General features: G+C 60.4%; 33 protein-coding genes and 1 pseudogene. 23 read left to right on the top strand and 11 right to left on the bottom strand.

All coding sequences use genetic code 11. The features are described 5' to 3' along the window. Window positions 1-73: 73 nt before the first annotated feature. The 4 genes from JQ575_RS10690 (at window position 74) to JQ575_RS10675 (ending at window position 2,711) form a co-directional block, all read left to right on the top strand. On the top strand, window positions 74-592 hold the full coding sequence (locus tag JQ575_RS10690) for a hypothetical protein (protein WP_212033162.1): 519 nt from the start codon (window positions 74-76) through the stop codon (window positions 590-592). A gap of 460 nt (window positions 593-1,052) precedes the next feature. Next, window positions 1,053-1,469: a hypothetical protein gene (locus tag JQ575_RS10685; protein ID WP_212033161.1), complete on the top strand. Its 417-nt coding sequence runs from the start codon at window positions 1,053-1,055 to the stop codon at window positions 1,467-1,469. Window positions 1,470-1,471: 2 nt separating this feature from the next. Next, a complete protein-coding gene (locus JQ575_RS10680; RefSeq protein WP_212033160.1) occupies window positions 1,472-2,137 on the top strand; it encodes an SOS response-associated peptidase in 666 nt (221 codons plus the stop codon). Window positions 2,138-2,507: 370 nt separating this feature from the next. Continuing rightward, a complete protein-coding gene (locus JQ575_RS10675) occupies window positions 2,508-2,711 on the top strand; it encodes a hypothetical protein (RefSeq protein WP_212033159.1) in 204 nt (67 codons plus the stop codon). 241 nt (window positions 2,712-2,952) lie between these two features. Here the strand turns inward: JQ575_RS10675 and JQ575_RS10670 are convergent, their stop codons facing one another. Further along, entirely contained in the window at window positions 2,953-3,177 is a 225-nt protein-coding gene (locus JQ575_RS10670; RefSeq protein ID WP_212033158.1) for a hypothetical protein, read from the bottom strand. Window positions 3,178-3,927: 750 nt separating this feature from the next. Between JQ575_RS10670 and JQ575_RS10665 the strand changes: the two genes are divergently transcribed. The 4 genes from JQ575_RS10665 (at window position 3,928) to JQ575_RS10650 (ending at window position 6,628) form a co-directional block, all read left to right on the top strand. Further along, a complete protein-coding gene (locus JQ575_RS10665) occupies window positions 3,928-4,665 on the top strand; it encodes a hypothetical protein (RefSeq protein WP_212033157.1) in 738 nt (245 codons plus the stop codon). Further along, complete coding sequence (locus JQ575_RS10660; RefSeq protein WP_212033156.1) at window positions 4,628-5,020, top strand: hypothetical protein; 393 nt, start codon at window positions 4,628-4,630, stop codon at window positions 5,018-5,020. Before JQ575_RS10665 ends, JQ575_RS10660 begins: the two co-directional genes overlap by 38 nt. 715 nt (window positions 5,021-5,735) lie before the next feature. Beyond that, entirely contained in the window at window positions 5,736-5,972 is a 237-nt protein-coding gene (locus JQ575_RS10655) for a hypothetical protein (protein WP_212033155.1), read from the top strand. A 446-nt stretch (window positions 5,973-6,418) separates the two neighbouring features. Further along, window positions 6,419-6,628, top strand: coding sequence for a hypothetical protein (locus tag JQ575_RS10650; protein WP_212033154.1), 210 nt, complete (start codon window positions 6,419-6,421; stop codon window positions 6,626-6,628). A gap of 364 nt (window positions 6,629-6,992) precedes the next feature. On the opposite strand, the gene JQ575_RS10645 is transcribed toward JQ575_RS10650, so the two are convergent. Further along, window positions 6,993-7,640 (bottom strand): NAD(P)-dependent oxidoreductase, encoded by a 648-nt coding sequence (locus JQ575_RS10645; protein ID WP_212033153.1) that lies wholly within the window; start codon window positions 7,638-7,640, stop codon window positions 6,993-6,995. 942 nt (window positions 7,641-8,582) lie between these two features. Between JQ575_RS10645 and JQ575_RS10640 the strand changes: the two genes are divergently transcribed. The 3 genes from JQ575_RS10640 (at window position 8,583) to JQ575_RS10630 (ending at window position 10,652) form a co-directional block, all read left to right on the top strand. Next, window positions 8,583-8,741: a hypothetical protein gene (locus JQ575_RS10640; protein WP_212033152.1), complete on the top strand. Its 159-nt coding sequence runs from the start codon at window positions 8,583-8,585 to the stop codon at window positions 8,739-8,741. Window positions 8,742-9,892: 1,151 nt separating this feature from the next. Further along, window positions 9,893-10,090, top strand: coding sequence for a hypothetical protein (locus JQ575_RS10635; RefSeq protein ID WP_212033151.1), 198 nt, complete (start codon window positions 9,893-9,895; stop codon window positions 10,088-10,090). A 175-nt stretch (window positions 10,091-10,265) separates the two neighbouring features. Next, window positions 10,266-10,652 carry a response regulator gene (locus JQ575_RS10630; RefSeq protein WP_212033150.1) on the top strand — a complete coding sequence of 129 codons (387 nt, stop codon included), beginning with the start codon at window positions 10,266-10,268 and terminating at the stop codon, window positions 10,650-10,652. A gap of 121 nt (window positions 10,653-10,773) precedes the next feature. Here the strand turns inward: JQ575_RS10630 and JQ575_RS10625 are convergent, their stop codons facing one another. Beyond that, a complete protein-coding gene (locus JQ575_RS10625) occupies window positions 10,774-10,962 on the bottom strand; it encodes a hypothetical protein (RefSeq protein WP_212033149.1) in 189 nt (62 codons plus the stop codon). Between the two features lie 300 nt (window positions 10,963-11,262). Here JQ575_RS10625 and JQ575_RS10620 point away from each other — a divergent pair, with 300 nt between their 5' ends. From JQ575_RS10620 to JQ575_RS10610, 3 genes are all read left to right on the top strand, one after another. Beyond that, entirely contained in the window at window positions 11,263-11,418 is a 156-nt protein-coding gene (locus JQ575_RS10620) for a DUF2934 domain-containing protein (RefSeq protein WP_212033148.1), read from the top strand. Window positions 11,419-12,164: 746 nt separating this feature from the next. Next, entirely contained in the window at window positions 12,165-12,860 is a 696-nt protein-coding gene (locus JQ575_RS10615) for a Crp/Fnr family transcriptional regulator (RefSeq protein ID WP_212033147.1), read from the top strand. A gap of 225 nt (window positions 12,861-13,085) precedes the next feature. Continuing rightward, on the top strand, window positions 13,086-13,310 hold the full coding sequence (locus JQ575_RS10610; RefSeq protein WP_212033146.1) for a hypothetical protein: 225 nt from the start codon (window positions 13,086-13,088) through the stop codon (window positions 13,308-13,310). 103 nt (window positions 13,311-13,413) lie between these two features. Here JQ575_RS10610 and JQ575_RS10605 read toward each other — a convergent pair whose 3' ends face one another. Continuing rightward, window positions 13,414-13,647, bottom strand: a complete 234-nt coding sequence (locus JQ575_RS10605) for a DUF6894 family protein (RefSeq protein ID WP_212033145.1) — start codon at window positions 13,645-13,647, stop codon at window positions 13,414-13,416. A 226-nt stretch (window positions 13,648-13,873) separates the two neighbouring features. Here JQ575_RS10605 and JQ575_RS10600 point away from each other — a divergent pair, with 226 nt between their 5' ends. Both JQ575_RS10600 and JQ575_RS10595 read left to right on the top strand, forming a co-directional pair. Further along, entirely contained in the window at window positions 13,874-14,113 is a 240-nt protein-coding gene (locus JQ575_RS10600; RefSeq protein WP_212033144.1) for a DUF6894 family protein, read from the top strand. 231 nt (window positions 14,114-14,344) lie between these two features. Beyond that, window positions 14,345-14,524 carry a hypothetical protein gene (locus JQ575_RS10595; protein WP_212033143.1) on the top strand — a complete coding sequence of 60 codons (180 nt, stop codon included), beginning with the start codon at window positions 14,345-14,347 and terminating at the stop codon, window positions 14,522-14,524. A 31-nt stretch (window positions 14,525-14,555) separates the two neighbouring features. On the opposite strand, the gene JQ575_RS10590 is transcribed toward JQ575_RS10595, so the two are convergent. Next, the gene (locus tag JQ575_RS10590) at window positions 14,556-14,822 is read right to left on the bottom strand and encodes a DUF3551 domain-containing protein (protein WP_212033142.1); all 267 of its coding nucleotides are present in this window, start codon (window positions 14,820-14,822) and stop codon (window positions 14,556-14,558) included. Window positions 14,823-15,138: 316 nt separating this feature from the next. Here JQ575_RS10590 and JQ575_RS10585 point away from each other — a divergent pair, with 316 nt between their 5' ends. Further along, on the top strand, window positions 15,139-15,402 hold the full coding sequence (locus JQ575_RS10585) for a DUF3551 domain-containing protein (protein ID WP_212033141.1): 264 nt from the start codon (window positions 15,139-15,141) through the stop codon (window positions 15,400-15,402). A gap of 117 nt (window positions 15,403-15,519) precedes the next feature. Here the strand turns inward: JQ575_RS10585 and JQ575_RS44505 are convergent, their stop codons facing one another. Beyond that, entirely contained in the window at window positions 15,520-15,795 is a 276-nt protein-coding gene (locus tag JQ575_RS44505; protein ID WP_249166566.1) for a hypothetical protein, read from the bottom strand. Then, window positions 15,714-16,820: a TadE/TadG family type IV pilus assembly protein gene (locus JQ575_RS10580; protein WP_312015921.1), complete on the bottom strand. Its 1,107-nt coding sequence runs from the start codon at window positions 16,818-16,820 to the stop codon at window positions 15,714-15,716. Before JQ575_RS10580 ends, JQ575_RS44505 begins: the two co-directional genes overlap by 82 nt. A 307-nt stretch (window positions 16,821-17,127) precedes the next feature. Here JQ575_RS10580 and JQ575_RS10575 point away from each other — a divergent pair, with 307 nt between their 5' ends. Together JQ575_RS10575 and JQ575_RS10570 are read left to right on the top strand one after the other, a co-directional pair. Beyond that, window positions 17,128-17,292 carry a hypothetical protein gene (locus tag JQ575_RS10575; protein ID WP_212033140.1) on the top strand — a complete coding sequence of 55 codons (165 nt, stop codon included), beginning with the start codon at window positions 17,128-17,130 and terminating at the stop codon, window positions 17,290-17,292. 114 nt (window positions 17,293-17,406) lie between these two features. Further along, on the top strand, window positions 17,407-17,592 hold the full coding sequence (locus tag JQ575_RS10570) for a hypothetical protein (protein ID WP_192739916.1): 186 nt from the start codon (window positions 17,407-17,409) through the stop codon (window positions 17,590-17,592). Window positions 17,593-18,207: 615 nt separating this feature from the next. Here JQ575_RS10570 and JQ575_RS10565 read toward each other — a convergent pair. Further along, window positions 18,208-18,432 carry a hypothetical protein gene (locus JQ575_RS10565; RefSeq protein WP_212033139.1) on the bottom strand — a complete coding sequence of 75 codons (225 nt, stop codon included), beginning with the start codon at window positions 18,430-18,432 and terminating at the stop codon, window positions 18,208-18,210. 225 nt (window positions 18,433-18,657) lie between these two features. Here JQ575_RS10565 and tenA point away from each other — a divergent pair, with 225 nt between their 5' ends. Next, window positions 18,658-19,326, top strand: a complete 669-nt coding sequence (gene tenA / locus JQ575_RS10560; protein WP_212033138.1) for a thiaminase II — start codon at window positions 18,658-18,660, stop codon at window positions 19,324-19,326. Between the two features lie 38 nt (window positions 19,327-19,364). Here the strand turns inward: tenA and JQ575_RS10555 are convergent. After that, window positions 19,365-20,602, bottom strand: a pseudogene (locus tag JQ575_RS10555) (amidohydrolase family protein). A gap of 126 nt (window positions 20,603-20,728) precedes the next feature. Here JQ575_RS10555 and JQ575_RS10550 point away from each other — a divergent pair. Then, window positions 20,729-21,835 carry a SecDF P1 head subdomain-containing protein gene (locus JQ575_RS10550; protein WP_212033137.1) on the top strand — a complete coding sequence of 369 codons (1,107 nt, stop codon included), beginning with the start codon at window positions 20,729-20,731 and terminating at the stop codon, window positions 21,833-21,835. 6 nt (window positions 21,836-21,841) lie between these two features. On the opposite strand, the gene JQ575_RS10545 is transcribed toward JQ575_RS10550, so the two are convergent. Both JQ575_RS10545 and JQ575_RS10540 read right to left on the bottom strand, forming a co-directional pair. Beyond that, window positions 21,842-22,816 carry a dihydrodipicolinate synthase family protein gene (locus JQ575_RS10545; RefSeq protein ID WP_212033136.1) on the bottom strand — a complete coding sequence of 325 codons (975 nt, stop codon included), beginning with the start codon at window positions 22,814-22,816 and terminating at the stop codon, window positions 21,842-21,844. A gap of 190 nt (window positions 22,817-23,006) precedes the next feature. Then, the gene (locus tag JQ575_RS10540; protein WP_192739922.1) at window positions 23,007-23,186 is read right to left on the bottom strand and encodes a hypothetical protein; all 180 of its coding nucleotides are present in this window, start codon (window positions 23,184-23,186) and stop codon (window positions 23,007-23,009) included. Window positions 23,187-23,411: 225 nt separating this feature from the next. Here JQ575_RS10540 and JQ575_RS10535 point away from each other — a divergent pair, with 225 nt between their 5' ends. Beyond that, complete coding sequence (locus JQ575_RS10535; RefSeq protein ID WP_212033135.1) at window positions 23,412-23,564, top strand: hypothetical protein; 153 nt, start codon at window positions 23,412-23,414, stop codon at window positions 23,562-23,564. A 42-nt stretch (window positions 23,565-23,606) separates the two neighbouring features. Beyond that, window positions 23,607-23,789 (top strand): hypothetical protein, encoded by a 183-nt coding sequence (locus JQ575_RS10530; RefSeq protein ID WP_212033134.1) that lies wholly within the window; start codon window positions 23,607-23,609, stop codon window positions 23,787-23,789. Window positions 23,790-23,947: the final 158 nt, after the last annotated feature.

Below are 23,947 nucleotides of genomic sequence, written 5' to 3'. Positions count from 1 at the left end.
AGCCGAAGACGTTGTTTTTCGGTTCTGACGATGAAAAAAGGCGCGGATCGTCAGCCGTTTATTTGATGATTGCTTGCTGGAATTTAGCGTAACAATTGTGGGTGAGCATGGAATGCTTGAGCGCTGCGGTTATCGAACAGCACTATATCTGTCGGTTTTGATTACGGTCGTGCATTGTAGCTTCTTCCTGTATGCGCAGTCATACTTGCCGCACCTCGGCAATGGAGTTGCGATTTACGCACTAATGGCTGCGATGGTTTCAGCGGGGCTTTGGCTGCTGAGCAAGATTGCCCGCTATATGGGAGTTATATTCTATCTTTTTTCCGCAGGCGCCGCCGCCTTTCCGCTGTTTGGTTTTGGCAAATCGATAGTAATGAACGTTGGCTTCTTGTGGGGTGCCACAATGGCGATCCTTAGTTTGGTGGCTGCATCAATTCTCGTTTTCTCAAAGCCGTTTGCGAGAGAATTTGCCGCTGAGCTTGAAAAACGGCCCACCTATAAGAAGCATCTCCTGAACGTATTTGCCGTATTGATTGTGTTTGGAGCTGCAGTTGCCACATTCAACGATATTGTAAATTTGGCGTCCAATTAGCCCTGCAGGTCCGTAGGGCGGATTGAGCCGAAGACGTAATCCGCCGTTTTTGTTTTCGACCTAATTGGAATTTTCGCCCAAGTTAAACGCCTGGGCGAAGTCGTAACACTCTCCACACAATACCTTTGGCTTAAGGTGCTCCAAAGCGGGGCCAATCCACTCGCCGCCCTCACGCCTGCATCTATTCTCACATTCCAAGCACCAAGCGTCTGGCCTCGGATTGTTTGGGTCGTCCAAGGTCCAGAAAAAGCCGACCCGCTGGCGGCCGATTAGCCCTTGAGCGATATGTTGGCAGACCAAGGTTTTGGGTTGGTCCCCATGGGTGGCGCATCGAACCCGTTGCATGACAGTTGATCCTCCTTGGCGGGTTCTTGTTGCAGAAACACCTTGCGTTGACTCCCCCGTCAAGCCCCAATCCGTAGCGGCTTGCCGTCAGGTGCCCGGTCGCCTTCAATAGGCCATGACCACCAAGTCACGCGAATCCATTTATGGCGCCTCGGTTCGGGCTGCCGCCGAAGATGCGGCTCGGGCGCGCAAGAGCGCAGATCGGTTGGCCTGCGAGGCCTGGAACAAGCGCATGCTCGGCTTTCAGGGGCCGGCGCAGCCCTCACCGGCGCTGGGTGACGCGCTCAATGCCGGGTACATCTACCTCGAAGTCAAATGTCTCGGCTGCAAGACGCACCAGACGGTGGCGCTGAACACTGTACGCCGACAGAAGGCGACGCCAATCCATGAACTGGAACGGTATATGCGCTGCCGGGACTGTTCGCAGATCCGGCGCTATCCTTACAAACGCAGCCATCTCGTCGCGCTCCGGCCGAACAAAATATCGACCAACGATCCGGCATCTAAATCGTGGCCGGGAGAGCGCGACTGATCATGTGCAATCTTTATTCGATCACCACCAACCAGGCCGCGATTGCCGCGCTGTTTCGCGTCGTCAATCGTTACGTCGGCAACCTCGCGCCGATGCCCGGCGTCTTTCCCGATTATCCCGCACCTGTCGTGCGCAACACCGATCACGGCACTGAGTTGGTAACGATGCGGTGGGGCATGCCGCCACCGCCACGCACCGGTGGCCCGCCAGTCACCAACATCCGCAACACTTCGTCGCCGCACTGGCGCGGCTGGCTGAAGCCGGAAAACCGCTGCCTGGTGCCGGTGAACAGTTTTGCGGAATACGCGCCGGAGCCGAATCCAGAAACGAAAAAGAAGGATGTGGTCTGGTTCGCCCTCAATGACGACCGGCCGCTGTTCGCCTTCGGCGGCATCTGGACCGTGTTCAAGGGCGATCGCGGCACCAAGTCGAAGCCGATCCCCGGTCCTCACAACGTCTACGGCTTCCTGACGACTACGCCGAATGCGATCGTCGAGCCTGTTCACCCCAAGGCGATGCCGGTGATCCTGACGACCGACGAGGAACGCGACGTCTGGATGCGCGCACCTTGGGATGAGGCCAAGGTACTGCAGCGGCCGTTGCCGGATGATGAGCTGATGATCGTGGCGCGCGGCGTGGACAAGGAAGACAAACCGGCAGGGCCCTAGGGCGGATCGAGCCGGCTTGTCCGCCGTAGCTAAGAGAGCGAAGGCGGAAGGCGTAATCCGCCGTTTGCCTTTGGTTCGAACGGCGGATTACGCTGTCGCTAATCCGGCCTTAGCGTTCTGGTGTGCCGTCGGCCGCGACGTTGAACTGCCACCTGGACCGGAGCACCCGGCCCGGCGCCGGTTCCAAAACAATCCTTTGAACCTTTGCCCGTCCCTGCAGACAGATAGCTACCGGGGGATTGCACTTTCCGGGGCTAGCACAGCGCCACTCAGCATCATTCGGCTTTGGGGCGCTGTTGCGTGAGTGGCCTATTTTAAATCTGCCAGTGGCCTATTTCGGCCACTAGCCGTTCCTGCAAAGGAAAGGTCCATGACCGAAGGGCGACGTTTCAAGCAAATTGATCCCCTCGACAAAGGCCTGTTGAAGGAGGCCGAGCGTCGCTGGAGAGAGGCTCGAATGGCTCTGCCCGGGGTGGTGGAGCGCGACAGGCTTGCTCGCGAAGAGCGACTTGCAGAACCGGCCTCCAACAAGAGGGTTGCGGCACCCCGCCAGAAGGCTCTGACCAAAGCGTAGGGCCGCCTCTTGGCGGCCTCTTTCTTGGGACCGGATTGCTCAATTTCATCAGGCCGTAGGCGGATTGAGCCGACCTGTCCGCCGTAGCTCAAAGAGCGAAGGCGGAAGGCGTAATCCGCCGTTTTGTTTTCGACCGGACGGCGGATTACGCTGTCGCTAATCCGCCCGGTTTTTTCGATTGCTCATCGATCCTTACGAACCAGTTCGGAGCACCTCAGTTGGCGGTTTCAATCCGCTGCAGCTAAATTTCAGGTGGCCAGTTCTTGAAGCCCGCGACTCCTGGATCGACACTGGAAATTCTCGCATTGCCCTGACGGCGGCTCCTGAGCGAGACCTTCAGTTTATGGGCCTTGAAAACGATACCGCCCACCGTTCGGTCCATAATCTCTGCAATTTTTGGAACAGGGTGACGCTGCGCCAGTAGCTTAAGGTGCTGAATATCTTCGTCAGTCCAACGCCTGCCCATCGAAACTTACTCCATCAAAATACCCGGTCTGAAATCGGGAATAAGCGGCAAAGCTAGTTCATTTGAAACGAGGTCCTGCGGTCTCGAATTAGCCGTGGACAGGCGGCCCCAGCGCGCCTGGCGATGCAACTGGGGCCGCCATACCGCATGGCAACGGCGGTTGCCGGCGGGTTCTGCTAGGTTACCGCAACCCGTTTCGGTCGTTCCGAACTATTCTGGAGTACCGCGGTTGGCGGCGCCTGCCCCTCAGCTGAAGCCTTCTTTGCGCGCGATCGAGTGGGAATTAGTGGCAACCGCTCCCCCGTTAGAATCCCGTCCAATGGGATTTTAGAGATCGTGCCTTCACGGCCTCAGCGCGCGCTATCCCCGTAAGCGATAGGGCCGTAGGGTCGGATTGAACCCAACGGCTCCGCGCAACGCGCGGCCCGATGACAGGCTCCGGCGTAGTCCGCCGTTTTGTTTAGACCCAGCAGCGGATTACGCTGCCGCTAATCCGCCGTGCGCGAGTTCACCGCCTTTGAAGATTGGATCCGTGGAGCGTCCGCACATTCGAGATCCGAGGGGGTTCAGGTGGCTTAGGCAAACGCCACGTACCCCATCTACGCGCTACCAGCGCTGACGTGGATGCGACCGGCGCATTTTGACATGACGCAAATGCCCACCATATGCTTCCGCAGAACCGACAAGGGCAGTGGCAATGTTTGAGTGGCTCAAGGAAGGCGCGCGAGGCGCTGTCGGTGCAGCTAAGGCGTGACCGAAGCTGCTGCCGCCTTGAAGGCGCTGGCTGACAGCATGGCCAGGCGCGCGGCAGAGGCCGCCGATCTTGGCAAGCTGCTCGACATTCTCGACAAAATCCCGGGCGTCGATTTCCAAAGACGGGAGCCGGATGCCACCTACCTCGCAACGATGATGGCTGCCTTTCAGATGGGCGAACTCTCTCTCGTCGTTACCTGCACCGGCCCGAAATCGACGGATATCGAGATTTTGCGCATGTTGCCGCTAACCGCTGCGGAGGCTGATGCGCTGGTCGGGTCACCCAAATTTGGCGCCACGGTGCTGGCCGAAGGGCAAGAAGGCCGCCCTGCCATCCAGATGCTCATGAACAAGGAAAATCTTGCGCAGAACTATCGTCATGTATCGGTGGATGCCCTGATCAAGGGTTTGATGAAACCGATTGAAAACGTTCCTTTCGTCGGCGGCGTTCTGGCGGCCGCGTTGGGCCTTGTTGCGCGTCCTATCGCCAAGCTCATTTTGGATATTATTTTTACGCAGGCTGAAAAGATCATCCGCTACGCGCGCGGCGGAAATGCCGTTCTCCCTGCTCCGACGGAGGAACAACCCCATCCGCCGAGTCCGGTTGAGAAAAAACCTGATCTGGTAGCTGGGGCAGAGAAGGAAAAAAGGGCCGTAGGGCAGATTGAGCCGCTGGCGAGCCAAGAGGTGACAGCCGATGAAGTGTCTTCGGATATACGCAACCCCGGACGGTGAATCTCACTTCGGTGAAGTGGAAGTCCCCATGACGGCAAAGGTGATGGTCGCTCCTGGCGCCAAGCCGTTTCAAGTGTCCAGGCGCTATCTCGCGTCAAGCATGGAGTTCACTCAAATTCCTGCCGGCATGCGACAGGTTGATTGGCACACCGTTCCGGCGCGGGTATTGACTGTCTGGCTGACCGGGGCGGTTGAATACGAGACGAGCGACGGCGAGGTGCGGCAGGTCTCTGCGGGCGAGTTCGTGCTGGTGGAGGACACACACGGAAAGGGCCATCTGTCTCGTCACTCCTCGGACGAGCAAACCGTTCTCTGGATCAGGCTACCCGACGGCCTCGATTTGCCGCCCGCATAGGGCCGTAGGACGGATTGAGCCCAACGGGTCCGCGCAAAGCGCGGCCCAATGACAGGCTCCGGCGTAATCCGCCACCTTACCTTCTGCCTTTCCGTACTTGGGGAACGGTGTCCCGGTTTGTGGTTAGGCGCGTCCAATTTGAGCTGCTAACGATTTCGCGAGGTGAGCAATATTGATCACTATGTCGGACAGCGAACATGCCAGATTATCCCGATCACCGCCCGGCCATCGGCTTCTATCGGTGATGAGAACGCCAGTTGCCTCCCTCAAGGATTGGAGCAGCGCCCATGCAGCGACGCCGTTTCAAACAGTCCGCACCACTCCATCAACGTCTATCTCACGAAGCAGAACGCCTCCGTAAAGTAGCCCAAGGCACGCCGCCAGGGATCAAGCGCGACAATCTCATTCGTCAGGTTCGCCAGTTGGAGACCGCCTTGCAGGTCCAGGAGTGGCTAGGCTCGCCGGGCCGCGCGCCGTTGATGCCAGAGTATCGCGCTTAGCTCGTAGGCCAGGATGGGCGTTTCATCGGATACGAGCCGATGGTTGCGTCGATGACAGCGAGGCCACGGAAAAACACCTTTGACGAGATCTGATGGCCGGCCGACACGCTAAAAAAGTCGAAGGATTGAACGACCAGGAGAACCTCGCGAAAGCGTTGCTCTTCTATCGAGGAGGGCAGTGATTAGATAGGGAGGGGGCAACCCAAGGAGTTGCCATGAAAAAGCCTCTGACGATGCCGGACGAGCCGCAACCCCGCAACATCACGCGCGCTGACCTTGTGATGACCGAGGGCTTTGGCCTGGAAGTCGATGGCCGGATGAAGACGGTATTTCCAACGCTTGAAGCGGCGCAGAAAAGGGCGAGGGATCTCAAAGCCCAGTTTCCCATGCTCCAGGTCAAGGTGTACGACGCTGCGGAAAACAAGATGCTGGAATTGTCGCCGACTGAGTGACGCTGCGAGACCATGAGAAGTAATCCGCCATTTTGTCTTTGGTTCGGGCGGCGGATTACGCTGTCGCTAGTCCACCTTGCGCGCTGATTTGAGCTGTTAACATTTCGCGATGTGAGCTGTATTGACCAGATGTCGGCTGCCGGACATGGCAGATTGCACTGGTCACCGCACCGCTCCTGTTGGCCCCTATCGGTGATGAGACGAGCGGTTGCGCTCCCGCCTTCCTCTATGGAACGGAGCAGCCCTATGCAGCAAAGACAGCACGACATACCACCTGAAATCCTCGAGCAACGTCTTGCCGAAGAGGCACACTGCCTGCGCGAGCAAGCCAAATTGCTTCCACCTGGCGCGGTTCGTGAGGCCGCGATCCGCAAGGCACGGCAAGCCGAAACCGGATCGCACTTGAGCGACTGGCTGCGATCTTCTGGCCTGAAGGTTCCGAACTAATGCACGCATTCAGCGATAGCTACACCTTGGGCAAGTTCAACCCGCCCTCATACACGAACTGGCTCACCGAACTTCGCGCCCTGTTTCCTGTCCCGGATGAATTCCTCCTGGCGGATGCGATCTTCAGCTTCCCAAATGCATTCAAGGAAGGAAAGACGCCGCAACAGGCTTACGAGTTGTTCGATATTTTCGTCAGCGCGGACGCTTGAACTTGAACGACAGCAGCCGTACGCCGCCGCGGTTTGCGGCCTCTTTGGTTAGAGACCCTGCCGTCGTCTTTTCCGACTCGTAGTCGAACGGAAGCAACGACCGCACGTCGGATGACGCTGCCCGCTAAATCCGCCCTTCGAGCTAATTTGCTTTGGAACCTCTGACTTGTCAGAGCGTCTGTTTGAAGCTTCCAGCCAGAAAGGTGCCCCCCCGACTGCTGGAGGAAAACCCGTATCATTCGGGTTGGCGGCCCCCTCGTTGGGGCCGTTTTGAAAATTCGGAAACTGACGTTCGCGAACTTCCCCGGTTCTCCCGCCGTGAACGATGTTCCACTAAACGGGCATACGACGTTCGCCGCCAAACCTAGTTACGCACGGTTATGGCCTTCTTGTATGTCGCGGGGTCATCGAGGATCTTGACCATATACTCGGCGACGTCAGCGCGGGTGGCTGTCGAGGTGACGTTCCAGCGCAGATCGGTGCCGGCCTTCAGGTTTCCGCGAGCAGGCTTGAATGTCAGCGTTGCCGGTCGAACGATCGTCCAATCGCAGTCACTCTTCCGAACGGCAGCCTCCTGCTTTTCCTTGTCCGCCATCACCTCCCTGAGTGCGAGCTTGACCAGGAAGCCTGCGCCGAAACTCCCGGTGCGGTAGCTCTCACCGACGCTCACCGAACTTTCGATGATGAGCCGGCCCCGGCCTGGAGGCATGGCAGCCAGAATATTCCTGGTCCCCACCGAGCAAACCGGGACACCGGGCTGGCGCCGACCCCGATCGCCTTTCGCCTGAGGTATCGCCCCCAACGCGCAGATGACCGCATCCGTGCCCTTGACCGCAGATGCCACCGAGGCTGGATCCATTGCATCGCCCTTGACGATTCTGAGTTTCGGATGCGTCAACGGCATGCGCTTGATATCACGGACAAAGGCCGTGACGACGTGACCCGCGGACAGAGCGGACTCGACGACGAGCCGTCCTGTCGACCCCGTTGCACCGAAGACAACGACGTTCATCACACCCTCCCGTCGCGCGGCTTCGAAGCGTAAATGCCGTGCGGAGTGGTTTGGTCCGTGAAGCCGGAAGCATCCTTGCGTGCATACTCAGGCAGCAACAGCTCGGGGGCCTGCCGGGCGCAGTTCAGGCGTTGTTGCTGCGACGACATGGTGGAAAGGACTCCTTGGGTTGGCGGCCGCGGCATCGACAGAATTTGCCGCGCTGATCCTCAAGACGAGGCAGCCTGGCCGTTTGTGACAGCCGCCCGGCTCATGTTTGTCTCCTGCTGACCGCCGCCGCCTGACACGCAGCATCGACGACGCTACGTTGCGGCGTGTTTGCGGTCGATTGGGCCGAGGGTGAGGGCGAGCCATACCAAGGTGTCGGTCCGCGGGGCGGATCGAGCCGAGCTGTCCGATGTCGCTCAAGGAGCGAAGGCGGAAGGCGTCATCCGCCATTTTGTATTCGGTTCGAACGGCGGATCACGCTGTCGCAAATTCGCCCCAATAGATCGGCGCGACGAAACCGTTTTCCCGGGTCGCGAAGTCGTCCTGAAACAGAGCGCCGGTAGCCTATGTCAGGTCAAGCAAGGGGAAGCTCAACCAAGGGGAACGGTCATGTTAGTTGCCATCCTCAATTCGATTTACCGCCATTTCCTCACGGCTGCCATCGTTGGCATGGCCATGACCCAGGGGAGGCGGCGATGACCGAGTTCATAGCAGCCCTGTTGGCCTTCCTCAGCATAGGCGTTTTCGTGGCGCACGCGTTGGACGCCTATCGCACCGGCTAGGCGGCGGATTACGCTGTCGCTAATCCGCCCTCCGCACTGGCGATCCGCTCACTCAGCGCGGCTTGTCCGGGATCGCGACGCTGCGTGACTGTGGTCACAGTCTGCGGGATAGCGCCGCGGCATACTCGCTCCAGATCAACGGCGACATATCGCCAAAACACGGAGCGGGACCATGCACAGCCAGACCTCGATCTTGAGCGATGCCGAACTCGACTTCGTGAGCGGTGGTGACAAAAACGCCAAGGGTCAAACGGTGCCCCGCAAGGAACCCAAGCCGCCCGTCGTTGATACACCTGTCGTGCCCGCTCTGTTGATCAAGTTCCATTTCTGACAAACCCCTGCGGGTCACGTCGCGCTTCCTGATTCCGTGATCAGGACCGTCTCGAAAAGTGACTGAACTTGCTTCCCAAGCCCTCCGACCTATCCAGAGGCGTCCGAATTCCCCTCTGCGAGGGTTAGATGGCCGAAGTCGTCGTAGAAGCAATCTGCCACCTTCTCGGGATGCTGTTCGAACTCGGCTCCGCTCTGCCACCGCTCAAACCAAGACCGGGCAAGCCAAGCGTCCCACAAGTCGCTGCAAAAAGACTGTCCTGATTCAGATGGTGTCTTCGGCCGGCACCGGACGCCTGGTCCTGATCTACCCCGGAATTGCCCGAGAGCCGGATTGACCGGCGGTCGCCGATGCGACAGTTTGGTGGCATTGATCGAAACGTATTTTTCCGATTGCAGATACTGACATGGATAACAGCGCCGAATATTGGCGGCGGGCACTAGCGGCCCACGACCAAGCACGACGGGCCACGAATGAGACGGACAGGGCTGCCTGGCGACGGATCGCCGAGAGCTTTACGACTCTGTTCCGGCAGGTCCAAAGTGAAGAAGCAGAAGAAGCAATGGCCGCTGTCGACTCCCTTGACGCAGCGACAAGCGACGATGCCCTGAAGAACTAGCGCCGGCGCCATGTTGTTTCGAGCCGGACGGCGGGTCGGGCTGTCGCTGACCCGCCCGACGCGCTGTTATTTTTTCTTCCAGAAACGCGCGAGGATTTTGGGCCTGGATCGCTTGCTGACAAGCCGGGACCCGCTTGGCGGCGATGCTTGCTTCCTGACCATCCAGCGATGCGTGATATCGCACTTCGGGCAGTGCAGGGTTTGCAACTCAAATCCGGGTTGATCGGGCTGCGTACGAACGAGGGTCATGTCGCTTTGACAGGTAGGGCAATGCGCCGGTTCTCCAGCCTTCATTTTCCCAAGCCTCGCGAGGGGGCAACAGACAGCAGGTAGACCATAAGAAATTTGTGGCCACATCAAGAAAGGGGATTCAAGGGGCCAGCCGCCGTGCTGATTTGCCCTGTGTGCACAAGTGGACAGAACTAACAGTACCAGCAGCGTATTGTCGTGGCATCACCGCCCGGCCAGTGGCTTCCATCGGTGATGAGATCGCCGGTTGCGCTCCCGCCTCCCTCAGGAATGGAGCAGCGCCATGCAGCGACGCAGTTTCAAACAGACCGCCCCGCTCGATCAACGTTTGACGGAAGAGGCAGAGCGCCTGCGCAAGGAAGCGCAAGACACCCCGCCGGGAGTTGCGCGCGACAAGCTCATTCGCCGGGCCCGACAGGCGGAGACAGCTTCGCACATGCAGGAATGGCTGGCGTCACCGGGCCTGCAGAGCCCGCGGTGACGTCCGAAGCCTGCGTCGATCAAGCCCGGGCTGTCCCGCAGAAGCCGGCGCCGATCCTGCGCACCTAACGCAGCGCGGCGCTCAATGTTCACTTTTGAACATTATCGCGGAACCAATCTTTCCAGCGTCACTTAGCCTGCCGGAGGACTGCAATACTGCAGCAGGGAGCGGTTGAGTGGATCAAGCGGTTACCATACTGGTCGTCGAGGACGACCAGCTCATTCAGGCCATGGTCGAAGATGCGCTTTCCGACGGCGGGTTCAAATCAGCCATCACAACATCAGGTGAGGAAGCCATCGCGCTTCTCCAGGGTGATGAAGCTCAGTACCGGGCGGTCGTGACCGACATCAATCTGCTCGGAAGGCTGAACGGATGGCAAGTCGCTCGCGCCGCCAGAGAGGCCGATCCGGCGATGCCCGTCGTCTATATGACCGGCACTCACGAAGGCGAGTGGGCATCCAAGGGCGTTCCCAACAGTGTTCTGCTCACCAAACCCTTTGCCCCGGCGCAGCGTGTGACCGCCATTTCCAATCTGCTCAATACCGGCACGCCGCCGACATAGGCGATGTGCCGCGGGAGCGGACCGATCTGCGCAGCTGTGGCGCGCGGCATGGACAAGGAAGACAAGGCAGCGGCAGGTTAGGCGAACGCGGCCGGCAGGGCCGGATCACATTCCCCGCGGATCAAGCCGCGACGGATTGCGGTTCCGGCCTGGCGGCCACCACACCGGCGCGCCTGATATTGAGAATCGGCCACTTCGAAGTATCGAAACAATCGGCGGCCTTCGTCTCCGCGGCGGCGGCATCCGGTGCCTGAATGGCGATGTGGAATTTCCTCGCGCCGTCACTCAGCGTCAGTCTGAAAACCTGCATTCTCGGGTGCCCTCCATCTCATGAAAGGGTGGCGCGGGCAGAGTTAATTTTTCATTAATGCAGTTTGGCGGCGCAGGCCCGCCGGCTGAATTTAGCGCAACGGGTCCGCGCAAAGCTCCGGCGTCATTCGCCATTTTGTTTCGGTTCGGACGGCGGATTACGCTGTCGCTATCCGTCCTTCGCGCCGAGGCCCGTGCAGCCAGCCGGCGACGGGTGCGGCAATACACGCGCGCGGTCCAAGGAACGCACGGCGTTCCGCTGAATTGGTTCTGCATCAATGTGCTAGACAGGGAAAGATTCATGGCCGGCAACGACGACAAGACCAGGCAGCGCGCTTACGAACTTTGGGAGCAAAGCGGCAAGAAGGGTTCGGAGATGGATTTTTGGCTGCAGGCAGAGAAGGAAATCGCCGATCGCGACAGTGCCCCCGTTCCCCCGCAAGACAGGTTGGAATAAGGCCGGAAGGCGGATCAGGCCAACGGGTCCCGCGCAAGCGCGGCCAAACCCGGCCCGACGAAATCGTAGGTGAAGGTCGCCGCAGTTGGCGGCCTCTTTACTTGCCGCGAGGTCCTTGGCGCGACCGTATCTGAATGAGGGTGTTGGCGGCCACGATCGTTGCTCTCCTTGTGCTCCATTTTGTGGACATTCCATGGCTCGCATTATTCGCGCAGTGCGAAGGCCGTCATTTCTCACATGGCAAGATCGTCCGGCTAGGCGATTTAGGTTTCTGCGAAGGACTCGGCGTCATCCGCCCTTTGGTGTTCGGGTCGGACGGTGAATTGCGCTTTCGTCCATCCGCCGCAAGAGTTCCGGCAATGAAACTCCGAAAATCGGCGAGCCGCGGAACAAAGTCGCTCCGTCAACGTAAATCCGGATGGACGATTTGGAAAAGCACAAGGAAGAGGCCCTGGTCGTGATGTCACTGAGCACCGCGACGCTGATCGCGTGCTTTGGTATCGCGCTTGCTTTGCTCTAGCGCCGCGCCTCCACTGTATCCTTCTCACAATCCACAAACAGGCCGGAGCGGAAGCGCTGGCCTGCGCGGCCTGAGTGGTCGAATTCATCCCCCGTGCCCGTTAAGTTGCCTAAAGGACAGACGAAGGCCGTAAATGTCGGTTAGATGACATTATCGCCGCGCCGTCCTGGGCATCTTTCGGTGACTGAGAGTTCGTCGCGCTCCCGCCTTTTCCGGAGAGAGCGCCATGCGCGGTCATCGCGAAAATCAACTTTTGTCCCGGCTCGATCGCGCCACGTTCGCGCAGCTCGAGCCGCACCTCACCATCGCAGAATTGCGTCAAGGGTTTGCGATTGCGGAAACCCATGCGCATGTCCAGAGGGTATACTTTCCGCATGGCGGCATCATTTCCTGCGTCGTCGAACTGTCCAACGGAGGCCGGATCGAAACCGGCATGATCGGCAGGGATGGTCAGTACGGCGCAGGCCCCGCGATGGATCACAAGATCTCCCTGAACCATGTCGTGATGCTGGTTGCAGGGTCCGCTTCGATTGTCGATGCCGACCGGCTGCGCGATCTCACCCAGGAAAACCCGAAACTTCGGCGGATGCTGATGCACTATGAACAGTTCTTCCTCGCGCAGGTGCAACAGACCTGCGCGTGCAACGCGGTTCATGACGTCTATTCCCGCACCTGCAAATGGCTCCTGAGGATGCAACAACTCGTCGGCGACGACGTGCCGCTGACGCAGGAGTTTCTCGCCCAAATGATCGGCGTCCGCCGAACCAGCGTCACGGCAGTGGCGGGAAAATTACAGGACGCCGGATTGATTTCCTATTCGCGCGGCCGGGTTCACATCATCGACATTGCCAAGATTAAGCAGTGCGCCTGCGAGTGCGATGAAGCCGTCAATTCTCACTACGCGCGCATCTTCGACAGCTGATCAAGGAGCACGCCTCATTCGGCCGCCTCCAGCGCCCTGAGAGGCGACCGCAGTTCCATTTTCCCGATGCCATGCCAGCGCAACATGTCGCAAGCTTCGCGCAGGTGAACCGATGCCGGCAACGGGCCAGGCGGAGCGAGGCTTTGAAATGTCAGAAACCGGGCAGACGATCCGGGCGACGGCGGTCTAAAATCGGGCATTGGCAGTTTTGGTGAGGAGAATGCCATGGCTCAGACGAGGAGGAGACGGGTCAAGCACACGGCCACCTTTGAGGAGCGGCTGGCGGAAGAGGCCTTGCGGTTCAAGGAAGCGGCGGAAGAGCAACCTGCCGGCAGAATGGCTCGGGAGCTGCTTTTGCGCCGGGCGCAACTGGCTGAAACAGCTTCACGCATGAATCGGTGGTTGCCGTCGCCAGGGCTGTCGTCATCAGGGCTGGCATCGCGCAAATGAATGGGCACCGCGCGTATGCGGTCGGCCAGGACGGCCATATGATCGGCTCACGCGCAAACGAACGGCCGACTGTGCCCGGCCAGCCCCGCGCGGCGACGCGGCGTTACCCGGTCTTGAGTTCTACGGTGAGGATTGTTCGCCCGGTGCCGTCGGGGCCGTCCGTGACCCACACCTTCCATGGGTCGCCCGACCAAAGCTCGTCGGTTTTACCGAGGTTCAGCAGCTCCCGGACGGCGCGAACGGCTTCGTTTCGGACCGCGCCCAAATCCGCAAGGTCAAGGCCGGTCGGGTCCAGGGTGGTGGTGCCATTGGCCAAATGGAAATAATGCCGCGCCATGGTTGTGCTCCGGGGAAGGCGGGAGCGCAGTAGCGTCGCTCTGCCACCGATAAATACCTGGGGGAATCGAGCGATGATGTCCGCACGCTAACCCCCTTCGCCGTTGGTCCGCTCGCTAAGCGACGCTGGGACGGAAAACTGTAGCCATTGTTCGCTGACCGACAGAGCAACTTATTGCCAATGTGTATGTTGAATAGCGTGTTCGCCTTGGTGGTTGAGAACCAGCATGCCGCGATATTACTTTCACATCGATGAGCTGGACACCGATCCCGACGGCACCGAACTGCCCGACCTCGACGCCGCGCGACGGGAAGCGCTGCTCGCGGCGCGCGAATTGCTCGCCGAGTGGATCGTCTTCGCTATCGACGGCATGCCGATGAGGATCCTGATCGCGGACGAGGCAGGAAACGTGCTGGCTACCGTCCATCTGCGCGACGCGCTGCCGGGTGCGCTGAAGGAGAAGTAGAACCAGCGTCTCATTGCGGCCTTTTCATTGGGCCTTGTCAGGGCCCGTCATGATTGCCAGGGAGGGCATGGGCTGGCTGGCCTGATGGCCTCGAAAGCTTCGGCCTGCCAGCGCGGCCACCGGTTCGGCTGCGGCGCACGAATTTCACCGTGCAGCCGGATGCGGAACCGTGGTAGGCTGGGAGATTAGCGCGACCGGCATTGATTGCAGACAAGTATCGAATTTTTTCCGATGGAATACCGCGGCAAGAATTATCTGATTTTCGAAGGCGACCAGCCCGATTCGTGGCGATGGGCGGTGACGCTTGACGACCACACCACCAAAACCGGCGAAACGAAAACGCGCAGCGAGGCCATCACGCAGGTGGTCCTGGCCGTCGACCGGGCCCTTTCAAAATCGGGCAGCCGATGAACAGGGGCGCCAACAGGCCTGCTGCGCCAGTTCAGTAACCCCGGCGATAACGCCGCTCGCCCTGTCTCGGCGCTGCCGCACGAGTGTAAAACGGGTTGGGGTTGCACTGCGCGGCGCGGCCGGAAGCCGAAGCCGCGCATTGGGCCATCGTATAGTAGGTGCAATCTTCAAAAGAACCGCCGCCCCACGGAATGACATGCGCACAGACTGGAAACGCCGGGTCAAAGGTCTGCGCCGGAGCGTGTTCGGCAGCGGTAACCAGACCAATCGTCAGGAACGTCAAAGCTAAAATGCGCATCGGAACATCCCTCAAAATCGCCAACCAGAACAGCCTCGCGGGTTTATTGCTGAGGCCGCTTGCTGGGGCGCAACGTCTGCCGCCAAAGCTTCGTCACAGACCTGCGCACGATCACTGATACTAGCGCGCCTCGGTCATCCTTGCCGGCTTTTTCAGGTACACGGAGTGAAAATCCGTGATCGGTCAGAAGGTTCCGAGCGGTCAAGGCTTCGTTATGAAACTTTAGGGATTAATCCGCCCCGGGGTTTGAACTTTTCGAGGGGCTGGCCCGTCTATCTATCGAAAGCGATTCACAGCAATTCAAGGAATTTCGACCATGAGCCGCAATGTTTCCCTTGCCATTCTGGCAGCCGTTTCCGCCTTGACCGTCGTCGGATCGATGTCGCCGGCACCCGCGGCCGAGCGCATCCAGGATCGCTATTGCCTGCAAGGCCGCCAGTGGGGCTATCCCGGCAATTGCCAGTTCTCCAGCTACCAGCAGTGCATGGCGACCGCGTACGGGACCGACGCCTATTGTGGCATCAACCCCATGCACGCCCACGCCTACTATCCGCGCGGCCGCTACTACGACCGGTACTGATCTGCGAGAGCCCGACGGGTCGCGCAAGGCGCGGCCCGATGAAGCGGTGGCGGCGCAGTCCGCCATCCTGTCTCAGGTTGGAACGGCGATGGCGCTCCCGCTCATCCGCCCGGCGCGCTAGTTCGTCAGCCGTATCGGCGACGCCGCCACAAAAAGCTTTGTGAACGCCGATTGGATCGAGGCGACGTCTGACGCCACCGTAAAATATTTGCCTGCGCATGCCGACAAGGCGATCGGAATATCGTCGACGCGGGTCGCGCCGCCGAGGCTGCCGGGCTGGCCGAGCGTCGCGTTGTAACCCCAGTCCCAGGTCATCGGATAATAGGGCGTATTGATGATCGCAACGGTGACGCCCTTGCTCTTGAACGTGCTGCAGAAGGCGGTGTCGAACACGATCGAAGCGATGGCTCCGAGACCCAGGCGCGTGTCGGATCGTTAACGCCGTCGGTGGCAATGATCACCATTTTCTGCGGACTGGACGCTGAGCTGCCGTCACCGGCGGGGCCGACATCGCTGATGAATTTCGATATCAGGCTGTTGAAAGGCGTTGCCGCCGATGCGTCGGTGTTGGCAAGCGCAGGCGCCGGAAAATTGCTTGATACCATCGAATAGGTGTAGGTCGGAGCCGTCAGTTGCGACAGGTTGTCGTCGAACGACCACAACCCGACCTTGACGTGGGATTTCAGGTTCGCATTGCTGTTGAGGTAAGTCAGCAGATTCTGGACGCCCTGATTGACGACCTGGTAGCGCAGTTCGATTCCCTTCTTCTGCGCCCAGGCATATGAATCGGTGCCGTTGGCCTTGTCGTGGCAGGCCAGCGCGCAGCCTCCCTGGCCGTTCATCATCTGCGTGATGCCCGCACTGGTCGATGGCAACAGCATCGATGCGGAGATATCGATCAGGAGATAGACGTTCAGGTAAGGTTGGGCCGTCGAGCTCGACTGCGAGGCCGTCGACAATTGCGTGGTCGGATGGCCGGCCACCTTCATGAAGGAGTTGGAAACGGTGCCCGTCGCCGTTCCCTTTCCTGCAAGCGTGAGGCCGTCCATCGTGAAGTTGGTACTGATGCTGGCCGAGATGCCCGATGGTATATTGGCGGAGAAGAAATTGGCGGCAGCGGCATTGGCTGCTGCAATCGCCGCGGTGCTGTTGGCACCGGAATCTAGCGCTTGTTTGCCGGCGATCGAGCCGGCCAGGATTGCGGCATCGAGCGCCGACTGCATCTTGGTGCGTTGATTGTTCGCCACCGAATAGTCGATGGCGCAGCCGACGGCGATCAGCAGGGGCACCAGGACAATTCCGAACAGCACCGCGATATTGCCCGAGCTGTTTTTTCCAAAGCGGGCGACGCACTCGATCGCGCCGATCCTCGTCGAATTGACAATGTTGGCCAGAGCCCGAAAAAAATGAAGTTGCACGGTTGGGCTCGCCTTCGGATCTATGTCAGCCGGTAATGGTCGGTGCCGTGCTTGTTAGACGGCAATCGCTAAAGTTCCATTGAACGATCCCCGCGATTTCCCGGAGGTGCGGCGCGCGATTCCCGTACTTCTACTGAATTGATGCCGACATTGCTTTCAATTTGGGCAGGCGGATCAGGCCGTCGCTAACCCGTCCTGGTTGGCGTCCCCTTGCGTGCTGCGTGACGGCGGTCACAGTCCACGGGATCGTCACCCGGCATACTCGCTCCAGATCAACGGCGGCCTTCGCCAAACACGGAGCGGGACAATGACCAAACAGACCTCAATCTTGACCGACATCGAACTTGGCGCCGTGGCCGGTGGATCAATGATCACTGATATGGCAGCAGCCGGGATCCAGCGCGGCGCTCGGCGCGTCGCCGAGTCGAAGGGTGAAGGCAAATGCCCGCCCAACCATAACGGCGTCCGATAATTGACACTTCAGCTTGCAAGGCCGCCTCGGTTGGCGGCCTTTTTCATTGCCTGCGCGCTGGTTTCGCTCGTGAAAAACCTCACACTGTCCCCTCCGGATGGTGCATAAGGTCTCATGGCAAAAGCAAAAGTGACCTTCAAGACCGTCCGGATCGCAGATGACGACTGGACTATCCAGGCAGACTATCCGGGCAGCGAACAACGCGAGATCACCGGGCTGACCAGCAAGGCGGATGCCGACGACTGGATGAACGGAAACCGCAAGATCGCGTGGCTCCGATCCCAGGGCTACGCCAAGTGACCCGGTAGGGCCGGGGGCGGATCAGCCAACGGGTCCCGCGCAAGGCGCGCCTCCATGACAGGCTCCGGCGTCATCCGCCTTTGTCTTTGGTCCGGACGGGTGGATTGCGCTGTCGCCAATCCGCTATAGCGCTGCTTGCTGGCGAACGGCGGGTGTCGGCCAAGTTCGAAATTTGATCAATGGCCTGTCTTGAATTGGAACGCAACCGAGAGGATAGTCATCCGGCGCTTGCGCTCTGGGATGGCATTCGCTGTCCCGCGAAGTGGGGAGAAGATCGCCATGAAAGTCGCGTCACTCTTCGTTGCTGGCCTAGCTGTTACAATCCTGTCAGTCGCACCAGCGAATGCCGAGAGCAAATGCTCCGGTAGTTCGTGGCCCGTTATATCGCCTGTGCAGTGCTCAAAACCTGCAGCCACCAGCTACACCCAATGCCTGTCGATGCTGGACCAAAAAGGCTGGGATGCCCGTACCACCTGGTGGTTTTGCAGCAGTCAGGGATTCAAGAGCTGACCCATTGGCGCGAAGCAAACTGTTTTAAGTTGCACGCACTTCCGGCTTCCGTCGGTATCGAGACGCTCGTGCTGGGGCTTTTTGCTCGCAAGCGCGGGCCGTCGGCTACTTGGCCGGAATGGCCGGCTGAACCGGGGCCGGGCCGGGCGGCGTTGGCTTGATCGCCGATTCTGGCCGGGTCGGATTGACCGTCGCGCCGGCATCATTCACCGTGTTGAATGTCGTGCCGGGAGGCGTCTGGGGAGCCCGTCGGTCAACGATCAGGTTGGTGTGATCTACCAGGATGATGGTGGTAATCGAGACTGCCGCGATTATCGCGGCAATGATCACCGGTTTTCGCAGAACGGTTGCCATACACCTCAACGCTGTCCAAGCCGCGGAGTTCCGCGCCGGAAGCTCTGTCCGATCCGCAAGACGTCGCAGCAGCGTTCAAGCTGCCGTCGTGCTCCATCGGGCCATGAAATGCTTCTGCGCAGAGCGGGCATTGTCCCGGGTCGCAGTGGTCTGTTATCACCGGACAAGCCATCCGTTGAAAAGCCAGCCCAGCGAAACATCATGAGTTTCTTCGAGCGACTGAAGACCGCAGCATCCGCCGAGTGGCGCGGCTACACCGGGCATCCCTTTACGAACGCCATGGCGGACGGCTCGCTCGCCGAGGCGGCGTTTCGTCACTATCTCGTTCAGGACTATTTGTTCCTGATCGAGTTTGCGCGCGCCTACGCGCTCGCGGTCTACAAGTCGCCTCAGCTGGCGGACATGCGCGAGGCGGCGGCCGGCCTTTCGGCGATTCTCGACGTCGAGATGGACCTGCACGTCAAACTCTGCGCCGGCTGGGGGCTGTCGCCCGGCGATCTCGAAAAAGCCCCTCCGGCGGTCGAGATGCTGGCCTATACCCGTTACGTGCTCGATGCCGGAATGCGCGGTGACCTGCTGTCGCTCAAGGTGGCGCTGGCGCCTTGTGTGATCGGTTACGCCGAGATCGCAACAAGGCTCGCCGCGCACCCGAACGCGCTACTCGCAACCAACCCGTATCGCGTCTGGATTGCCGAATATGCCGGCGCGCCCTATCAGGAGGTCGCGGCGAACGCACGGGCGCATCTGGAATCCCTGGCCGATCGCTACGCGACGCCGGCCCGCGAGGCCGAGCTGATCGCGACCTTCAAGGAAGCAACCCGGCTCGAAGCCGACTTCTGGGAAATGGGCTGGCGCCTGAACAAGCGTTGAATGGCAGCTGGTCGGTCACGATCGGGTGCCCGGCAGGCTTACGGTCGGACCAGCTGGCCATCGTGCGCCACCGGTTTTCCATTTTTATAGACCGATCGCCCGCGAGGGATCGCCACCACCGCCTCCGGCACGTGCCGCGCATTCAACGTCACGAAATCGGCCTTGTCGCCGACCTCAAGCCCATAGCCCTTAAGCCGCAGCGCTTTCGCGCCGGCCCTGGTCACGACGTCAAAGGCAATCCCCAATTCGTCGTCGGTGTTGAAGCCGGAGCGGTAGCCGATCATGTTGGCGCGGCCCAGCATGTCGCCGTCGCCGTAAGGCCACCAGGAATCCCGGATATTGTCGCTGCCGCCGAATACCGTGACACCGGCCTCGCGCAGAAGGGCGACAGGCGGAAAGGGCGGCGTCCGGGCGCGTTGGTCATGATCGCAACGTCGCTCTCCGCCAGAACGTCGGCCGTGCGTTTGGCGATGTCGAGGACGACGTCGCCGAGCGCATAGGCGTGGCTGATCGCGACAAGGCCGCCCATGCCGAGCGCGCGCGAACGCGCCGCAATCTGTTCGATCTCGAAGATTCCGAGCGTGCCACTATCGTGCAGATGAATGTCGACGCCGACCCCGCGCTTCTCGGCGATGCCGAACACGACATCGAGATGTTTTTCGACATCGCGATCAAAGCTCGCGGGATCGATGCCGCCGACGAGATCAGCGCCCATCGCCACCGCTTCATCGAGCAGTTCAGCTGTCCCGGGGTTTTGCAGGATACCGCTCTGCGGGAACGCGACGAGCTGGATATCGATGATACCCCGGTAGGCCTCGCGCACCGCCAGAATCTTCCCCAGCGATTGCAGCCCGATGGTGCCGTCCACCGTGACATGGCTGCGCATATGCGTCGAGCCATGGCCGATACAAAGCTCGAGCTGATTTCGGGCGCGGACTTCCACGGGAGCCGCTTCGGCGAAATTTTGCGCCTGAAAGGCGACGCGCTCGTGGACATTGAAGCCGCTGGTATAGGGCTTGTGGGGCTTCCAGTCGTCGCCATAGAAGCTGGTGTCGAGGTGGATGTGCCCTTCGACAAATCCGGGAACGAGCAGCGCGCCGCCGAGATCGCGTGTCGGCGTAGCGGCGGAGATTTGGGTTCCCGCCCTCGAAACGGAGCTGATGCGTCCGTTCGCAACGGCAACATCATTGAGCGAACCGTCAGCGAATTTTGCGTTGGTGAACAGTGTATCGATCGGGCTCACGCGACGTCTCCCAGGATGGCTGGGAGAGTTCATATCGGTGCCGGGTTTTTGGCAAGGGGGCGCCTGCAACCCGCGCCCCGAACCCTTGAACCTCGGCGCGCCCCTCCGGCACTAAAGGACTGGCACATCAGTACCGCCGGATGAGAGGACACTGCGACCATGAACGCGCGAGGCAAGACGGCAGGGTTTATCGTCGCCTTCATGCTGGCGTCCGCCGCATGTTCGGTGGCCGTAGCCGCTCAGCGGGCGGCGTCCGATGATGCGCAGGCGGTCGACAAGATGCGCGCGGCGATTGCAGCCAATGCCGAGAGGGCACTGGCGAAACAAGGTGGCTCCAAAATTCTGTTCAAGGTCGATGCCGCCGCGTTGCGCGAAGCCGTCGTGACGGAACTGCGCGATGATGTGTATCGTACCGTGCGGGAAGGCCGCATTCCGTTCTCCGCGCTGGCGATGCGCGACGGCGGCGTCGAGGTCCGGATTGCCGAACCCAAGGACCGGCAACGCGTGCTGGCCAAGCTGGTGCCATCCACGAAAGACTCGCCTTCCGGCGCACAGACGATCAGCGTCACTGACAGCGGTGACGGACTGATCAGGCTGATGCCGACGGAAGCCGCGTTCGCCGAGCGCCTGCGCGAACTGGTCAGGCAATCCGGCGAGATGATCGATCAACGCCTGCGCAACGCCGGCATCAGGGACGCCAGCCAGCAGCCCGACGGGGCCGACCGGATTCGTGTGCTGCTACCGGGTGTCAGGGATCCCGAACGCGTGAGCGCGACGCTCGGCAAGCGAGGGCGGGTGACGTTTCGCCTGGTCGACGTGTCCGTGATCGCCGCACTGGCTCTGAAAGGTCCGGTGCCGCCGACATCCGAAATTCTTTACCACTTCAAGACCAGGGAGCCTTCTGTGGTCCTGAAGGAGATCGCAATGGAGGGCGACGATATCATCGACGCGTCGCCCTTGATCGACTCGCAGACCCAGCAGCCGATTGCGTCGTTCCGCTTGAATGCACGCGGCGCCCGGCGCTTCGCCACCATCACGCAGGAGAATATCACAAAGCCGTTCGCGATCGTCGTTGACGACCAGGTGCTGTCGGAGTCGGTTATCAGCGAGCCGATCACGGGCGGCTCGGCGATCATATCGGGCAACTTCACCCTCGAAGACGCCAACAACGTCGCGATGCTGGTACGTTCGGGAGCGCTGCCGGGCCGCTTGAGCGTCGTCGATCAGCAGGTGGTCGAACCGGTCGCAACCGCCGGCAAACAGTAAGCCACGTCAGGCAGCTTCGCGCCGCTTTCCGGATTCATCGAGCAGACCTGCAGCCACCAGCGCCTCGCGAATCCGTGCAATCTCCGGCTCGCTGATCTTGACCAATGGCGGCCGCACCACGGCGCGCGGCAGGCGCCCGAGAAGAACCAGCGCCTCCTTCATACGGTTGTGCATGTCGACAAAGGGATCGGCGTAGAACACGCCCATCAGCGGATGGATGCGATCGTTCAGCCGCCGCGCCTCGGCAAGGTCGTTGGCGGTAACCGCCCGGAACAGCCGGGCTTGCAGGTCGGCAATCACGCTGCCGCTTCCCGACAACAGTCCGTTGCAGCCGAGCACCAGCGAACTCATGAGCCAGGCGCTGTTGGTGGAGAGCACGTTGACCGGCTGCTTTCGCGATTGCAGCATCCTTACATGCGCCTCGTGCTGCGGCACGCTTTGCGACCAGTCCTTGATGGCGCGGATGGTGGGGATTTCGTCGAGCAGGCGGGTCAGCGTCGCCGCCGGATAACCTTGTCCGGTCGCCAGCGGATACTGGAAAACGATCAGCGGCAGGTCGGAGGCCGATGCGATGGCCTTGAAGTGCGCGAGCGCCATATCCGCGGTCTGGCCGAGCGTGAACGGCGCCGGTGGAAACACCAGCAGCGCCGAAGCGCCGCCGGCCTGCGCGCGCTTTGCGATCCGCGCCGCCTCGAGGCTGCCGTCCGCCCAGATACCGTGGATCAACGGCAGGCGGTCGCCGATCTCGTCGCCGGCGATGTCAAGCACCCGGCTCTGCTCATCTGACGTGCACGAGGCCACTTCGGTCGAATGCGCATTGATCGTCACCGCCGATAGGCCATCAACAGCCGCGACGTCGCGCAGATGGCTGCGGAAGCTCGGCTCGTCGATGGTGAGATCGTCGTGGAACGGCAGCAGCACCGCCGGGATCACCCCCTGGGGTACGAAGTCCTTGAAGCGCGCCGCTTTGAAGTGGGCCATGGCGACCTCCCGTCACGTTTTTTCAAGCTTGGCCGTTTCGCGATCACTATCACGGCCAGGAGACGCCAACCAGTCGGGATCAACAACGCGGCCATGCGTCGGCGAAAGCGCGGCGGTTCTGGCGCGCGATCATTGTCGCGGACGGACAATCAGGTGGGACGTGAGGCCGCCAAGGGAGCCGGCCTGCGCTTTATTTCACGTACCAATAGGTGCCGGAGCAAGTGGAGGTCGCCCAGATCACCAGCACCTGGCCGCCGAACGGTATGCTCACTTCCATCCTGGGCGGAGCGTGGTTACAAGTCCGGCCGCCCGAGATCGTATCGAGTTCGGTTTCTCTGAGCGGGTTGGTTTCGATTTGCCCGGATTCCATATCTGTCTCCTGTCCTAGGACGAAGGGACCATCCGCATCGTCAGATAGGGCAGGCTAGGTTTGCGCGAGCGACGTGCCGTGAGGTAAGTCACGGTTTGAAGCATCGGCCTCATTCGCACCGGCTCATGTGACGATCGTCACGGTGATCCGCGATCGGCAATCGTAGTGTTGCGTCACGACGAGCACCAACGCTCTCACCTCATTCTCAACCGACGGAGACATGTGATGACCACGCGCAATACCGAAAACCGTGAACTGGCGATCGAGGAACTGGAGATCGTGGCGGGCGGCGTCACCGAGGGCGGCTGCATCCTTGACATCCTGAAGCTGCTGTTCCCGAAGCAGCCGCTGCCGAAGGTCGTGTTCCCGATCCGCTGATCGAACGTTTATTACCGAGACATCCAACTGGGGGAAAACGACATGAATAATTGTGCGCACGAATTGGTTGAAACAGAACTCGACCGGGTGTGCGGCGGCGAGTTGCATATGATCCGCCTGCAAAGCCTGATATCTCAGCGACAAATGGCCATACAGCTGACCACCAACATGCTCCGCGCCATGAATGACTCGACCAGGACAATCGCCGGAAATATCGGCAAGTAACCTCGGCAGTAACCTTGGCAGGTAATCTCGGCCTTGCAGCCGTTGGGGTTCAATCGGCTGCAGGCTGGGCCCCATTGACGGCGAGGTGTAGCGTCGGACTTTCGGGATCGGGCATGCGCGGCTTCCTTGAGGGAACTACCGGCGCCCGCGTGGGGTTA

The sequence above is a fragment of the Bradyrhizobium sp. JYMT SZCCT0428 genome (assembly GCF_018131075.1).
Classification (GTDB): Bacteria; Pseudomonadota; Alphaproteobacteria; order Rhizobiales; family Xanthobacteraceae; genus Bradyrhizobium.
The sequence above is the reverse complement of the archived record's forward strand: the minus strand, read 5'-3'. Positions and strand labels throughout refer to the sequence as shown.

What these genes read in the sequence shown, in the direction of transcription:
- JQ575_RS10685 (WP_212033161.1), top strand. Translation starts at nt 1,053, where the DNA reads ATGACCACCAAGTCACGCGAATCCATTTATGGCGCCTCGGTTCGGGCT.
- JQ575_RS10680 (WP_212033160.1), top strand. Translation starts at nt 1,472, where the DNA reads ATGTGCAATCTTTATTCGATCACCACCAACCAGGCCGCGATTGCCGCG.
- JQ575_RS10675 (WP_212033159.1), top strand. Translation starts at nt 2,508, where the DNA reads ATGACCGAAGGGCGACGTTTCAAGCAAATTGATCCCCTCGACAAAGGC.
- JQ575_RS10670 (WP_212033158.1), bottom strand. Translation starts at nt 3,177, where the DNA reads ATGGGCAGGCGTTGGACTGACGAAGATATTCAGCACCTTAAGCTACTG.
- JQ575_RS10660 (WP_212033156.1), top strand. Translation starts at nt 4,628, where the DNA reads ATGAAGTGTCTTCGGATATACGCAACCCCGGACGGTGAATCTCACTTC.
- JQ575_RS10655 (WP_212033155.1), top strand. Translation starts at nt 5,736, where the DNA reads ATGAAAAAGCCTCTGACGATGCCGGACGAGCCGCAACCCCGCAACATC.
- JQ575_RS10650 (WP_212033154.1), top strand. Translation starts at nt 6,419, where the DNA reads ATGCACGCATTCAGCGATAGCTACACCTTGGGCAAGTTCAACCCGCCC.
- JQ575_RS10645 (WP_212033153.1), bottom strand. Translation starts at nt 7,640, where the DNA reads ATGAACGTCGTTGTCTTCGGTGCAACGGGGTCGACAGGACGGCTCGTC.
- JQ575_RS10640 (WP_212033152.1), top strand. Translation starts at nt 8,583, where the DNA reads ATGCACAGCCAGACCTCGATCTTGAGCGATGCCGAACTCGACTTCGTG.
- JQ575_RS10635 (WP_212033151.1), top strand. Translation starts at nt 9,893, where the DNA reads ATGCAGCGACGCAGTTTCAAACAGACCGCCCCGCTCGATCAACGTTTG.
- JQ575_RS10625 (WP_212033149.1), bottom strand. Translation starts at nt 10,962, where the DNA reads ATGCAGGTTTTCAGACTGACGCTGAGTGACGGCGCGAGGAAATTCCAC.
- JQ575_RS10620 (WP_212033148.1), top strand. Translation starts at nt 11,263, where the DNA reads ATGGCCGGCAACGACGACAAGACCAGGCAGCGCGCTTACGAACTTTGG.
- JQ575_RS10615 (WP_212033147.1), top strand. Translation starts at nt 12,165, where the DNA reads ATGCGCGGTCATCGCGAAAATCAACTTTTGTCCCGGCTCGATCGCGCC.
- JQ575_RS10610 (WP_212033146.1), top strand. Translation starts at nt 13,086, where the DNA reads ATGGCTCAGACGAGGAGGAGACGGGTCAAGCACACGGCCACCTTTGAG.
- JQ575_RS10605 (WP_212033145.1), bottom strand. Translation starts at nt 13,647, where the DNA reads ATGGCGCGGCATTATTTCCATTTGGCCAATGGCACCACCACCCTGGAC.
- JQ575_RS10600 (WP_212033144.1), top strand. Translation starts at nt 13,874, where the DNA reads ATGCCGCGATATTACTTTCACATCGATGAGCTGGACACCGATCCCGAC.
- JQ575_RS10595 (WP_212033143.1), top strand. Translation starts at nt 14,345, where the DNA reads ATGGAATACCGCGGCAAGAATTATCTGATTTTCGAAGGCGACCAGCCC.
- JQ575_RS10590 (WP_212033142.1), bottom strand. Translation starts at nt 14,822, where the DNA reads ATGCGCATTTTAGCTTTGACGTTCCTGACGATTGGTCTGGTTACCGCT.
- JQ575_RS10585 (WP_212033141.1), top strand. Translation starts at nt 15,139, where the DNA reads ATGAGCCGCAATGTTTCCCTTGCCATTCTGGCAGCCGTTTCCGCCTTG.
- JQ575_RS10575 (WP_212033140.1), top strand. Translation starts at nt 17,128, where the DNA reads ATGACCAAACAGACCTCAATCTTGACCGACATCGAACTTGGCGCCGTG.
- JQ575_RS10570 (WP_192739916.1), top strand. Translation starts at nt 17,407, where the DNA reads ATGGCAAAAGCAAAAGTGACCTTCAAGACCGTCCGGATCGCAGATGAC.
- tenA (WP_212033138.1), top strand. Translation starts at nt 18,658, where the DNA reads ATGAGTTTCTTCGAGCGACTGAAGACCGCAGCATCCGCCGAGTGGCGC.
- JQ575_RS10550 (WP_212033137.1), top strand. Translation starts at nt 20,729, where the DNA reads ATGAACGCGCGAGGCAAGACGGCAGGGTTTATCGTCGCCTTCATGCTG.
- JQ575_RS10545 (WP_212033136.1), bottom strand. Translation starts at nt 22,816, where the DNA reads ATGGCCCACTTCAAAGCGGCGCGCTTCAAGGACTTCGTACCCCAGGGG.
- JQ575_RS10540 (WP_192739922.1), bottom strand. Translation starts at nt 23,186, where the DNA reads ATGGAATCCGGGCAAATCGAAACCAACCCGCTCAGAGAAACCGAACTC.
- JQ575_RS10535 (WP_212033135.1), top strand. Translation starts at nt 23,412, where the DNA reads ATGACCACGCGCAATACCGAAAACCGTGAACTGGCGATCGAGGAACTG.
- JQ575_RS10530 (WP_212033134.1), top strand. Translation starts at nt 23,607, where the DNA reads ATGAATAATTGTGCGCACGAATTGGTTGAAACAGAACTCGACCGGGTG.